Genomic DNA, 12,525 nt, shown 5'->3' with positions numbered 1-12,525 from the left:
TCGTTATTGTTTATTGCCCGCTTAACTCTAGCGGCAAGGCGGATGCCAAACGTGGAGAAAAAAAGGAGTTAGTGTAAATTATCATGCGCATTTACAGCGCATTGTTTACTTTCCGACCTCAGGCTCCGGCGTGCGAAAACGAATACACACCTGGGTTCCGCCGTTCTGCGGCTGCGAGAAACTTAGCGAGCCGCCCAACCGTTCGGCGCGCTCGCGCATGATGTTCAGCCCGTAATGCCCCGGGGGTTCGCTCGCGTCCCCGATCCCAATTCCGTTATCACGAATATAGACCGTATGCTCGCCGTCTGGTGCGGTGACGCAGCTGACGGTAATCACCGTCGCCTGGGCGTGTTTGATGGCGTTCAGCACCGCCTCACGTACAATTTGCAGCAGATGGACCTGCTTTTGGGCGTCCAGCGCCAGGGACGAGAGACGGCAGTCCAGCTCCAGCTTCGCGCTGGTCTGGCTTTGCAGGCCGCCGAGCGCTTCATGCAGGGCCGCCGGAAGATTGGAGTGATTGAGCGTCAGGCGGAAGGTGGTCAGCAACTCGCGCAGCTGTCGCCAGGCGTTGTTCAGCTCGCGCGAGAAATCAGTAATGATGGTCTGCGCCGGGACGTTATCGTCCGGTACCGCGCGTTTGAGCAGCGTTAGCTGAATGCGCAGGTAGGACAACACCTGCGCCAGGGAGTCGTGCAGTTCGCGGGCAATGGTGGCGCGCTCCTCCATCAGCAGCAGCTGCTGGAAGTGTTTTTGCGCCTGATTAAAGTAGAGGCCGCGCCCGAGCATTGTCGCCACGCTTTTCATCAGCGGCTCCGGCACCACGCTGTCGCTCTGCCAGCGCAGCTCGCCAAAGCGCGTCTCCTGCATCACCACCGGCAGGGTAAAGGTCTCGCGTTCGGCTTTTTTTGTCCCTTCGCACACCTGCCAGTTGTCTCCGGCCTGCAGTTCCAGATAGCTCATGCCGGTATATTCCTGAACGATCTGGATGATGTGGCGGAAACAATGGGTGTCTATCTGGCTGGCATTCAGCGCCTGCGAGCATTTGAACAGCATTTCGAGCTGCTGGTGGGCTTCATTCAGATGGCGGGTTTTCTCTTCAACCGTGCTCTCAAGCGAGCGATAGTGCTTATGCAGCTCGGCGGACATGTGGTTGAAGGTGCGCGAGAGCAGCCCCAGCTCGTTGGGCAGGTGCGTGTCCTCGGCCTGAATGTCGAAATTGCCCTGTTCCATTTTCTGGCTGGCGTACACCAGATGATTGAGCGGAGCGACCACTTCCCGGCGGATCCCGCGCAGCGTCATGATCACCAGCAGTAAAATTCCTAAGCCTCCCGCCAGTGAAATGGCGACCACCAGCTGCATTTTATGTTCCGCGTAGTGCTGAAGGGCGAGCACGAAGGTATCAATACGCTCCACATATTGCTGAATATGGTCCTGATACCAGGCTTTATCCCCCGCTTCGAGATGGCGGTCCATCTCCACCCACGCAATCTGGAGCTGCTGATAGCCAGTTTTCACCGATTCCGGCACGTACCAGCGATCCAGCTCTTTGAGTACCGGGGAGTTGAGGGTGCTTTGCCAGTGAAGGCGATGGTCAGAAAATGCGGTGCTGTTGCGTTCGAGATCGTAGCCCAGCCGGTAGCTCTGCATGCGCAGTGAACCCGCGATATTAATGGCTTCGGCGTCCCGCAGACTGCTGGCAAGCGTCATCAACGCAATGCCGCTGGTCAGCACGGAGAGCAAAATTATCGAGATAAAAGCCTGGGCCAGGCTTCCAGATACAGGACGTTTAACGATCACAACTCGGTTTCCTGAACGTTACTGAAACGCAATTTTACCTGGGATGAAATAAATTGATCTGTCACAGGTAAGTCGTAAATAGTCCCCCGTCCTGGGCAAATGACCATTGCCTGGGACTGACGGGGTGGTCAATATTCATATAAAAAATAGGGTTAATGCTACCAGAACAGGTGCCTTTATGAATCGTTTTATTATGGCCGATAACCTGCAATGTATTGGCTGTCACGCCTGCGAAGTGGCCTGCGTGATTGCGCACAATGATGAGCAACACGTCTTAAGCCAGCGTCAGTTTGTCCCGCGCATTACGGTGCTGAAAGAGGGCAAACGACACAGCGCGGTCACCTGTCACCACTGCGAAAACGCCCCCTGCGCGCAAAGCTGCCCGAACGGTGCCATCGCTAAAAGCCACGACAGCGTACAGGTGAATCAGCAAAAATGCATCGGGTGTAAATCCTGTGCTGTGGCTTGCCCGTTCGGCACGATGGAAATTGTGATCGCCCCCATGGCGGACGGTCAGGTCAAAGCCTCTGCGCACAAATGCGATTTGTGCCACGGCAGGCCGCAAGGCCCCGCGTGCGTGGCGAATTGTCCGGCAGATGCCCTGACGCTGGTTACGCCAGACGTGCTAAATCGGCTGGCAAAAGCGCGCCGTCTGCGTGCGGCCTGTCAGGAAGCGCAGCCGTGGCACAGCGTGGTAACAGAGGTGGTGTCACGGCAAAGCAAAATTCAGCAGATGCAGGCCCTGGCCGCGCGCGGTGAACCGGATAAGCTCTGCCCGCAGGAGCGCGCCGACAATTTCGACGAAATCTATCTACCCTTCAGCGCAGACCAGGCGCACCGCGAGGCGGCGCGCTGCCTGAAGTGCGGCGAGCACTCCATCTGCGAATGGACCTGTCCGCTGCACAACCACATTCCCCAGTGGATTGAGCGCGTCAAAGCCGGAGATATCGACGCGGCGGTTGAATTGTCCCATCAGACCAACTGCCTGCCGGAGATCACCGGGCGCGTCTGCCCGCAGGACCGCCTGTGCGAAGGTGCCTGCACCCTGCGCGATGAATCCGGCGCGGTGACCATCGGCAACATCGAACGCTACATCTCCGATCAGGCGCTGACCAAAGGGTGGCGGCCCGATATGAGCGGCGTCATGCCTGTCGACAAGCGTATTGCGATTATTGGCGCCGGTCCGGCGGGGCTGGCGTGCGCAGACCGGCTGATTCGCCACGGCGTGAGTGTGACGGTCTACGACCGGCACCCGGAAATTGGCGGGCTACTCACCTTCGGCATTCCGGCCTTCAAGCTGGATAAATCCCTACTGGCGCGGCGTCGGGAGATATTTACCGCGATGGGGATTCAGTTCGAACTGAACTGCGAAGTGGGTAAAGATCTGCCGATGTCCCAGCTGTTGAACGATTACGACGCGGTGTTTATCGGCGTGGGAACCTACCGCTCGATGAAAGCGGGTATTCCGCACGAAGACGCGCCGGGCGTGTACGACGCTCTGCCGTTCCTGGTCGCCAACACCCGTCATCTGATGGGGCTCCCGTCCCTGGATGCCGAGCCCTTTATCGACGTCGCCGGGTTAAACGTGGTGGTGCTCGGCGGCGGGGATACGGCGATGGACTGCGTGCGCACCGCGCTGCGCCACCAGGCGGCGAAGGTCACCTGTGCCTATCGCCGGGACGAGGCCAACATGCCGGGTTCCAAAAAAGAGGTCAAAAACGCCAAAGAGGAGGGGGCGTACTTTGAGTTTAACGTGCAGCCCGTCGAGCTGGTGCTGGACGAGGCGGGTCAGGTCAACGGCATTCGCCTGCTGCGCACCGCGCTCGGGGAGCCCGATGCGCAGGGGCGTCGCCGTCCGGTCCCCGTCGAAGGCAGCGAGTTTGTGATGCCCGCCGACGCGGTGATCATGGCGTTTGGTTTTAACCCGCATTCGATGCCGTGGCTACAGGCGCAGGGCGTAAATGTCGATGACTGGGGGCGCATCGTGGCAAGCGTCGAGAGCCGCTATCGTTACCAGACCAGCCATCCGCAAATCTTTGCCGGAGGCGACGCGGTGCGCGGGGCGGATCTGGTGGTCACGGCGATGGCCGAAGGGCGGCACGCCGCACAGGGGATGATGGACTGGCTGCACGTAAAACAGCCCAAAATTCATTAAATCAGCGGGGCGACAAAGCGGATTTCAGGGCGTACTATGAATCACTCATTACGTCCTGGAGCCCGTATGAGCCTGAAAATTGAGATCATCAAAGATAAAATCCTCTCTGAAAACTATTTTGTCCTGCGCAACATTACCTACGATTTAACTCACAAAGGCGAAGTGGTCCGCCACAAGCGCGAAGTCTACGACCGCGGCAATGGCGCCACCATCCTCTTATACAGCCGTGAAAAACAAACCGTCGTACTGATCCGCCAGTTCCGCGTCGCGACCTGGGTGAATGGCAACGCCGACGGGCGCTTAATCGAAACCTGCGCCGGTCTGCTGGATAACGACGAACCCGAAGTGTGCATCCGCAAAGAGGCCATCGAAGAGACGGGCTTTGAGGTGGGGCAAGTCACCAAACTGTTTGAGCTGTACATGTCCCCTGGCGGCGTGACGGAACTCATTCACTTCTTCATCGCCGAATACACCGACGCGCAGCGCAGCCATGCGGGTGGCGGCGTCGAGGACGAAGCCATCGACGTGCTGGAAATTCCGTTCACTCAGGCGCAGGAGATGGTCAAAACCGGCGAAATTCGCGATGGTAAAACGTTGATACTGCTCCAGTATTTACAGCTCTCTGGGCTAATGTCTTGATTAATAAACTATCGGTAAATTGTCTTTCAGATAAATCTATCCGATAAATCCGATTGAGCAATCCCGGCAACGAAACGAACATACCGCCAGTTTTCGAGTTTCTGTTTCCGGGATTGTGCCTTTCATGCGCCACAGCATTCTTCTTATTTTATTCCTCAGCGTACTGTCTGTGCCTCTGGCCTGGGCGGCACCTGCACAGCAAGCGTTTTCCGACTGGCAGGTGACCTGCAACAACCAGAACTTTTGCGTTGCGCGCAATACCGGTGAGCATCAGGGGCTGGTGATGACCTTAAGCCGCAGCGCGGGGGCCAAAACAGACGCCAATCTGCGCATTGACCTGGGTGGGCTGGAAGCGTCGCCGGTGAAAGAAGCGCCCGTTGCACCTCGCCTGCTGCTCGATGGTCAGCCCCTGACGCTGGATGCGCTGCACTGGAAAATCACGCCGTGGCATCTGGTGACCGACGATACCGCGACCATCGCCGCATTCCTGAAAACCATTCAGGAAGGGGAGGCGTTGACGCTGAAAGGCGGCAAACAGATTATCTCGCTGGCGGGGCTCAAGGCGGCGTTGCTGTTCATTGATGCCCAGCAAAAGCGTGTGGGGAGTGAAACCGCGTGGATTAAAAAGGGCGATGAACCGCCGCTCAGCGTGCCACCGGCCCCGGCGCTGAAAGAGGTGGCGGTGGTCAACCCGACGCCGACGCCTCTGACGCATGAAGAGCTCAACGATCTGCTGGATTACGGCAGCTGGCGGATGAACAACAGCCAGTGCTCGCTGGACCCTAACCGCCGCGAAGTGCGGGTGACGGCTTTAACGGATGACAAAGCGCTGCTGATGATCAGCTGTGAAGCAGGGGCTTACAATACGGTGGATCTGGCGTGGCTGGTGTCGCGTAAAAAACCGTTCGCCGCCCGAACCGTGCGGCTGCGCCTGCCGTTTGTCTCGTCAAGCGAGAGCAGCGAGATGGAGCTGATGAACGCTCGCTTTGATGAGAAAACCCGTGAGCTGACGACCCTGGCATTAGGGCGAGGAATGGGCGACTGCGGGATCCAGACGCGCTGGCGTTTTGACGGCCAGCGTTTTCGTCTGGTGCGGTACGCGGAAGAGCCGAGCTGCGACAACTGGCACGGGCCAGACGCGTGGCCGACGCTGTGGATCACGCGGTAACGTTTTTGCCGCGGTCATGGGGTATGCTCAGCTCGGTTTCATCCATAATTTGCCTGTATGTGTTGTTGGAGTGAACATATCAAAAACAGGCAATTGCACAATTTTAATTATAGTCTCTATCTGCTTTACGATAGACTCAATAAAATTTCGGGAAATTCTTTATAATTCTTATCAGTTTTCCATACTGGATATCCACATACCCTCCATCACGCAAGTCAGCCAGAATTTTCATCATCGTGCTGCGGCTTATATGACTTCTTTCAATGATAAATTTAGCAATACCTGTTTTTAATCGTACTGATTCAGGTAATGCAGCAAGTTCGCAGAGAATCGCACAAACAATTCCATAGGGAGTTTGATTGATGAGGCGATTACTGTACCTTACTTCCATATCAGAAATATAAGCATGATAGTTAAGAACATCACGTAGCAGGTTGTGAGCGTTAATTATATCAATTGCCATATCCCTGGGCAGGGCATAGATATTACAGTCACCCACGGCGACATATTTGAAAACTTCTTCTTTAAAGCTGGAACCCAACAATCCAAATACAGATGGACCCTCTGCAGTGCCAAAGAGTATTCCTCCTGAGGACTTTCTGATAAAATTCATTTTTCCCTTTAATAACAAAATGACCGAAAGCCCGCCCTTATTTTTATTGAGAAGTTTCAGGTTGATAACACCTCCACCTTCCTGCATGAAGACCGGAGTCGCGGCTGGAAGCAACTTCTCAATGATTCGTTCCACCTCTGCTACAGGTTTTTCCAGGTTAAAGCAGGGATCTTGATAAACGGAAACGCAATTATGTAATGCCGATTTCATTACTCTCTCCAGATAACAGTTTCTAAAATTACAATGTCAGGTAAAACCTCTGCTAAAATAAGCAATATAGAATGATTCAATATTTTGGCTGTCGTATAAATACAGATTATTTTAAACGCTTCATTCACTTATAACAAAGTATCTATAAATGTAGGGTGAAGTGTCTATAATTGGACGGGGTGCTGTACAAAAATGGTTTAAATTTTCTATTTGATAGAAAATAAAAATCTGCATAATTATCGGCGTAACAAATACCTCGTCATGCCAAAATATCATGAATTCCCTGGTGTTCATGTGACGAATTATTTGTGAGCACGAGCAATGGTTTAACAATTTTTAGGGCTATTAGTAGATAGCTTATTTAAATAATAAAGGACGATATACATGACTAGTTCACAAAAACTGAACACTTTATTCGCAGCAACCCTTTTGGCTTTATCAGGTTCTGCGCTGGCAGCGGGCACCTCAGTGACCGGTGGTCAGGTGCATTTTAACGGTACCGTTGTCGATGCCGCTTGTTCAGTGGACGAAGACTCCGTCGATTTTAACGTCGATATGGGCCAGGTTCGTACCGCGAAATTTGCAGGTGCAGACGGCAAAGTTGCACCGGGTACCGCGGCGAATCAGAAACGCCCATTCACCATCAAGCTGTCCGACTGTGACACCACTGTCTCCAAAAATGCCGCCATCACCTTCAGCGGTAACGCCCCTGCAGCTATGCCTACCGCTCTCGACAATACCGCCGGTGCGGGTTCAGCCGTGGGTATTGGCATTCAGCTGTATGACAATGTCGGTAAAGCTCTGGCTCTGGGAACGGCGTCTCCAGCCTATGCGCTGATTAATGGTGAAAACTCACTGGTCTTCTCTGCGGATTACATCACCACCGGCACCACGGTGAAACCAGGCGATGTGCAGGCCACCGCGACCTTCAACGTGACCTACTCCTGATCCTGAAAAACTGATTCAAGGATGAAAAATACGCCAGGGACGGCGTGATGATTCTCTGTTTCAAGGACCTAAAGATGCCGTTTCAGACGCTTACCAGGCAGATGTTTCCTGTTGTCGGCCTGCTTTTGCTCGCCTGTAGCGCCGCTGCGGATGAAACCGGGGGGCAAATCCACTTTAACGGCAACGCCGTAGATGCTGCCTGTGCGGTGAATGCCCAAAGCAGCGACCAGACCGTCGAAATGGGCCAGGTACGTAAAGAGGCCTTCAACGGCGTGGGCAGTTGGGCCGATCCTATTGGTTTCACCCTGACCTTAACTGACTGCAACTCCGCCGTCAGCCAGTCTGCCGGGGTGGCATTTCAGGGCGTTACCGACAGCCACGATCCTCTGGTTCTCGCCATCACTGACGGACCCGGTTCAGCCATCGGCGTCGGTCTCGGGATCTATGACGAACAGGCCAATCTGGTTGTGCCCAACAGTGCTCCACGTTCTTACAAGACCCTGATTGACGGCCAAAACGTCCTGCATTTTATCGCCAAATACCGCGCCACAGCGCGCATCGTCGCCGGTGATGCCAGCGTGGTGGCGAATTTTATCGTTATCTATCCGTAGTTATTGAGGTGAATGTGTTGACTCATCGTTTTATTCAGCCCTTCGCATTAACGGCGATGATGCTCTGTGTCAGCCACACGGCCTGTGCCGGTGGCGTCTCTCTCGGCGGCACCCGGCTTATCTATCCGGCGGGCAGCAGCCAGGTTTCCATGTCGGTCAACAACAGCGATGACAACGCCGTGTTTTTGATCCAGAGCTGGGTGGAAAATGAAAACGGTGCAAGAAGCCCGGATTTCGCAATTACCCCGCCGCTGTTTGTCATTCAGCCGCAAAAAGAAAACACTCTGCGGGTAATGTATATCAGCGCGAAAAACCTGCCTGCCGACCGTGAAACGGTCTACTGGCTGAATATGAAGGCTATCCCTTCAGCTGCCGCGGACACTAAAGGCAAAAACACGCTCCAGCTGGCGGTGCTGAGCCGGATCAAGCTGTTTGTGCGGCCGAAAAATCTGCCGATTAAATCGGTGGATGCACCGGCGCTGCTGCGCTTTCATCGCGTGGGCGCACAATTGTCGATTAAAAACCCGAGCCCCTATTACGTAACGCTGGTGCAGTTTACCGTCGGCGGCGAAAAGCTCCCCAACACCATGGTGCCGCCCAAGGAGAGCCTGACGGTTCCGGTTCCGGACAACGCTCAGGGTGAGATAGTCTTTCAGACGGTCAGCGACTTTGGCGCTAACACCGCCGGACAAAAAGGCATAATGGAATAGCATTATGCGAACGAGAATGGACACTCCGTTAACTCCGCCGACGCGTGCCTTCCTCCGTACGCCGGGATGGCGGCAGATAGTGCTGTTGACGTTGGTGTTTTCTCCTGTGACACGGGCGGATAACTATTTCAACCCTGCCTTTTTGTCGGACGATCCGTCGGCGGTCGCCAGCCTTAAACGCTTTGAAAAAGGCAACGGTCACGGGCCGGGGAAATATCGCGTCGATATCTATCTGAACGGGACGTTCGTCTCGACCGAAGACGTCGAGTTCAAAGCGCCTGCCAACAAACAGGGCGATGTCGCGCCCTGCCTGACGCGCGTGCGGCTGGACGCGCTCGGCGTTGAGATGAAAGCGTTTCCGGATATCGCCGCTCTGGCGGAAGATGCCTGTGTGCCGCTGGCGACGATGATCCCCGACGCTCGTACCGATTTTGATTTTGAGCAGCAGCACCTGAACATCAGCCTGCCGCAGGCGGCGATGAAGCAGAGTGCGCGCGGCTATATCCCGCCGGAACAGTGGGACGACGGCATCACCGCGCTGCTGCTGAACTATGATTTCACCGGCAGTAACAGTTGGGGCGATAGCGTCAGCAACAGTTATTACCTCAATCTGCAAAGCACGCTGAACATCGGGCCGTGGCGGCTGCACGACTATTCATCCGGCACCTACGACGGGGGGCAGGGTGACGGCAGCGCCAGCCACTGGGAGCACATCAGCACCTACCTGCAGCGAAATATCATCCCGCTGAAGGGAGAGTTGACCGTCGGCGACAGCTATACCCCGTCAGACGTGTTCGACAGCGTCGGTTTTCGCGGTGTGCAGATAGCTTCTGACGACAATATGTTGCCCGACAGCCTGCGCGGTTTCGCGCCAACGGTGCGCGGTATCGCCCGCAGCAACGCCAAAGTGACTGTCAAACAGAACGGCTACGTCATCTACCAAACTTACGTCTCGCCGGGTGCGTTTGAGATCAACGATCTCTACCCGACCTCATCGAGCGGCGATATGGACGTGGAAATTGCCGAAACCGACGGCAGCAAAACCACCTTCTCGGTGCCTTATTCCGCTGTGCCGCTGTTACAGCGCGAAGGGCGAATAAAATATGCCGTGACCGCCGGGCAGTATCACACCAATACCGCCGATCAGGATGACCAGAATTTCGCCCAGGGCACCCTCATTTGGGGGCTGCCGTACGGGATGACGGCCTACGGGGGTATGCAGCACTCGGAAAACTATCAGGCGGAGAGCCTCGGGCTCGGGCTGAACCTCGGCGATATCGGCGCATTTTCAGCCGACCTGACCCAGGCCAACAGTACGCTTGCCGACGACAGCAAACACAGCGGGCAATCATTGCGCTTTCTGTACGCCAAGTCGCTGAACTCGACGGGCACCAACTTCCAGCTGCTCGGCTATCGCTATTCGACGCAGGGCTTTTATACCCTGGATGACACCACCTACACCCAGATGAGCGGCTATACCATCGACACCCAGGACGGCAAAAAAGACGTCGAGCCGGACTGGACGGACTATTACGACCTCTACTACAGCAAACGCGGCAAAATACAGATCAACATTTCGCAGCAGGTCGGCAGCAACGGGTCGGTTTATGTCACCGGTAGCCAGCAAAGCTACTGGAATACTGACGAAACCGACAATCTGTGGCAGGTGGGCTACAGCGGTAACCTGAATGACGTCAGCTTTAACCTGAGCTACAGCTACAACAAAGCGATGGGTCAGCCGCAGGCCGACCAGCAGTTTGCGTTGGGCATCTCGCTGCCGCTCGGAAAATGGCTCGCCTCTGGCGATAACAGCGACGTGAGCAACCCTCTCAATAACGCTTACGCCACCTACAGCAACAGTACCGATAACCACGGCAAAATGACCCAGTCGGCGGGCGTCAGCGGCACGCTGCTCAGCGACAACAACCTTAGCTACACGGTGCAGCAGGGCTACGCCAATCAGGGCGATGGCACCAGCGGTAACGCGTCGCTGAACTATCAGGGCGGACTCGGCAACGGCAACATCGGCTACAACTACGGCGCAGGCTACCAGCAGGTGAACTACGGCCTGAGTGGGGGGATCGTCGCCCATGCCAACGGCATTACCCTGAGCCAGCCGCTCGGCAGCACCAATGTGCTCATTAAAGCGCCGGGTGCCTCGGGTGTGGATATTGAAAACAGCACCGGGGTGAAAACCGACTGGCGCGGCTATGCCGTCGTACCGTATGCCACCACCTACCGCCAGAACCGTATCGCGCTCAATACCGATACGCTGGGCGATAAAGTGGATATCGACAATGCCGTCGTTGACGTGGTGCCAAGCGAAGGCGCGCTGGTGGTGGCGAATTTCGCAGCCCACACCGGCCTGCGGGCAATGGTGACGCTAATGCACAACAACAAACCGGTGCCGTTTGGTGCCACCGTCAGCCGCAGTGACGGCGGCAACTCGACCCTCGTCGGCGACGACGGCCAGGCCTATTTGATGGGGCTGCCATTGACCGGGGAATTAACCGTCCAGTGGGGTGATGACGTTAAAGAACAGTGCAAAGCGACATACCAGCTTGCCGAGAGTGAAATGAATAAACCGATTAGTCTGTTTACCCTGAGGTGCCAGTAATGAGAGTCTTTTCTGTTATTTTTCTGCGGTTTTTATTTGGCGCTATTTTATTGATCGGTAGCATCGATAATGTCTGGGCCAGCGAAGGTCCCTGTTATCCCTCTCCCTCAACACATCAATTTCATTATAACTTTGGCACCTATGCAATATCGGATATAAATAACAATCACCCCGGTGTATTTATTCCGGACGTTTACCACTGGCACAGTGGCGATAACTATCAAGGTTACTGCGAATGCACCGGGCTTGGTATGGCTGATGTAAAATATAAAACGATAACCTCTCTGGCTAATGGGCATACCTCTGGCTTTTATAAACTCAATGAGTACCTTGAATTTTCTATGGATATTCTTTTAGTTAATGGTGATAGCCAGAGTTTCGTTCCCATCCCATGGAATAATGTTGCTAACCACTGGATTGAGCAATGCTATGTAGCTCACAGTGTTCATCAGTGGACCACAGGCTCCGAGGGGAAGCTATCGCTCTATATTGCCAAAGCTTTTATTGGTGAAACAGTCATTATCGACGAAAAGCTTGTTGATATTTACGCCACCCGTGTGAGCGGCAATTATGGAACTACCCCTATGGCTTCCGTTTATATGGCAGGCATAATAACGGCACCGCAAAAGTGTGTTATTAACGCGGGGCAGATGGTGACGGTTAATTTTGGCAATATCTCCGCAGCGAATTTTACCACCAAAACGCAAGCTCCGACTGGCTATTCGCCTAAAACAATCAGCACGGCCATTAAATGCACCAACGTTGATGCCTATGCCAACCTGACAGTGCGCTTTCAGGCGGACGCGTCTCCAGACTACGCCAGTGCAATTAAAACGAATAACCCTGACATCGGGGTCATTATGATGGATACCAATGGCAAACTGACCCTCCCAAATTCAGGTCTAATTCCATTTCATCTGGATGGAAATGCTGAAGCTACGGTGACATTTAAAGCCACGCCCGTCAGCACCACCGGTAAAATTCCAGGCTTAGGCAAGTTCACCGCTCAAGCTTATATCCGTGTTGACTATGCCTGATGAAGAGTTAAAGGTTTACT

10 protein-coding genes are annotated in these 12,525 nt (G+C 54.6%); 8 read left to right on the top strand and 2 right to left on the bottom strand.

What is annotated here, in order from left to right; translation table 11 throughout:
* Positions 1 to 105: 105 nt before the first annotated feature.
* Positions 106 to 1,797, bottom strand: a complete 1,692-nt coding sequence (gene narQ, locus U9O48_RS16040; RefSeq protein ID WP_324722789.1) for a nitrate/nitrite two-component system sensor histidine kinase NarQ — start codon at positions 1,795 to 1,797, stop codon at positions 106 to 108.
* Between the two features lie 178 nt (positions 1,798 to 1,975).
* Between narQ and aegA the strand changes: the two genes are divergently transcribed.
* The 3 genes from aegA (at position 1,976) to U9O48_RS16025 (ending at position 5,759) form a co-directional block, all read left to right on the top strand.
* On the top strand, positions 1,976 to 3,952 hold the full coding sequence (gene aegA / locus U9O48_RS16035; RefSeq protein WP_324722788.1) for a formate-dependent uric acid utilization protein AegA: 1,977 nt from the start codon (positions 1,976 to 1,978) through the stop codon (positions 3,950 to 3,952).
* Positions 3,953 to 4,018: 66 nt separating this feature from the next.
* Complete coding sequence (nudK, locus tag U9O48_RS16030; protein WP_324722787.1) at positions 4,019 to 4,591, top strand: GDP-mannose pyrophosphatase NudK; 573 nt, start codon at positions 4,019 to 4,021, stop codon at positions 4,589 to 4,591.
* A 124-nt stretch (positions 4,592 to 4,715) separates the two neighbouring features.
* The gene (locus U9O48_RS16025) at positions 4,716 to 5,759 is read left to right on the top strand and encodes a DUF1176 domain-containing protein (protein WP_324722786.1); all 1,044 of its coding nucleotides are present in this window, start codon (positions 4,716 to 4,718) and stop codon (positions 5,757 to 5,759) included.
* Between the two features lie 136 nt (positions 5,760 to 5,895).
* Here U9O48_RS16025 and U9O48_RS16020 read toward each other — a convergent pair whose 3' ends face one another.
* Complete coding sequence (locus U9O48_RS16020) at positions 5,896 to 6,582, bottom strand: helix-turn-helix domain-containing protein (protein WP_285149819.1); 687 nt, start codon at positions 6,580 to 6,582, stop codon at positions 5,896 to 5,898.
* A 384-nt stretch (positions 6,583 to 6,966) separates the two neighbouring features.
* On the opposite strand from U9O48_RS16020, the gene U9O48_RS16015 reads away from it, so the two are divergent.
* The 5 genes from U9O48_RS16015 (at position 6,967) to U9O48_RS15995 (ending at position 12,505) form a co-directional block, all read left to right on the top strand.
* Positions 6,967 to 7,530, top strand: coding sequence for a fimbrial protein (locus U9O48_RS16015; protein WP_285146841.1), 564 nt, complete (start codon positions 6,967 to 6,969; stop codon positions 7,528 to 7,530).
* Positions 7,531 to 7,604: 74 nt separating this feature from the next.
* Positions 7,605 to 8,141, top strand: a complete 537-nt coding sequence (locus tag U9O48_RS16010) for a fimbrial protein (protein ID WP_285146840.1) — start codon at positions 7,605 to 7,607, stop codon at positions 8,139 to 8,141.
* 56 nt (positions 8,142 to 8,197) lie between these two features.
* On the top strand, positions 8,198 to 8,851 hold the full coding sequence (locus U9O48_RS16005; RefSeq protein WP_416382228.1) for a fimbria/pilus periplasmic chaperone: 654 nt from the start codon (positions 8,198 to 8,200) through the stop codon (positions 8,849 to 8,851).
* 4 nt (positions 8,852 to 8,855) lie between these two features.
* Positions 8,856 to 11,468: a fimbrial biogenesis usher protein gene (locus U9O48_RS16000; RefSeq protein ID WP_285154411.1), complete on the top strand. Its 2,613-nt coding sequence runs from the start codon at positions 8,856 to 8,858 to the stop codon at positions 11,466 to 11,468.
* Positions 11,468 to 12,505, top strand: coding sequence for a fimbrial protein (locus U9O48_RS15995; protein WP_285149822.1), 1,038 nt, complete (start codon positions 11,468 to 11,470; stop codon positions 12,503 to 12,505). Before U9O48_RS16000 ends, U9O48_RS15995 begins: the two co-directional genes overlap by 1 nt.
* Positions 12,506 to 12,525 lie beyond the last annotated feature (20 nt).

This window comes from Lelliottia sp. JS-SCA-14, assembly GCF_035593345.1.
Lineage (GTDB): Bacteria > Pseudomonadota > Gammaproteobacteria > Enterobacterales > Enterobacteriaceae > Enterobacter > Enterobacter wanjuensis.
The sequence above is the reverse complement of the archived record's forward strand: the minus strand, read 5'-3'. Positions and strand labels throughout refer to the sequence as shown.

What these genes read in the sequence shown, in the direction of transcription:
- nudK (WP_324722787.1), top strand. Translation starts at nt 4,019, where the DNA reads ATGAGCCTGAAAATTGAGATCATCAAAGATAAAATCCTCTCTGAAAAC.
- U9O48_RS16025 (WP_324722786.1), top strand. Translation starts at nt 4,716, where the DNA reads ATGCGCCACAGCATTCTTCTTATTTTATTCCTCAGCGTACTGTCTGTG.
- U9O48_RS16020 (WP_285149819.1), bottom strand. Translation starts at nt 6,582, where the DNA reads ATGAAATCGGCATTACATAATTGCGTTTCCGTTTATCAAGATCCCTGC.
- U9O48_RS16005 (WP_416382228.1), top strand. Translation starts at nt 8,198, where the DNA reads ATGATGCTCTGTGTCAGCCACACGGCCTGTGCCGGTGGCGTCTCTCTC.
- U9O48_RS15995 (WP_285149822.1), top strand. Translation starts at nt 11,468, where the DNA reads ATGAGAGTCTTTTCTGTTATTTTTCTGCGGTTTTTATTTGGCGCTATT.
- U9O48_RS16000 (WP_285154411.1), top strand. Translation starts at nt 8,856, where the DNA reads ATGCGAACGAGAATGGACACTCCGTTAACTCCGCCGACGCGTGCCTTC.
- U9O48_RS16010 (WP_285146840.1), top strand. Translation starts at nt 7,605, where the DNA reads ATGCCGTTTCAGACGCTTACCAGGCAGATGTTTCCTGTTGTCGGCCTG.
- U9O48_RS16015 (WP_285146841.1), top strand. Translation starts at nt 6,967, where the DNA reads ATGACTAGTTCACAAAAACTGAACACTTTATTCGCAGCAACCCTTTTG.
- aegA (WP_324722788.1), top strand. Translation starts at nt 1,976, where the DNA reads ATGAATCGTTTTATTATGGCCGATAACCTGCAATGTATTGGCTGTCAC.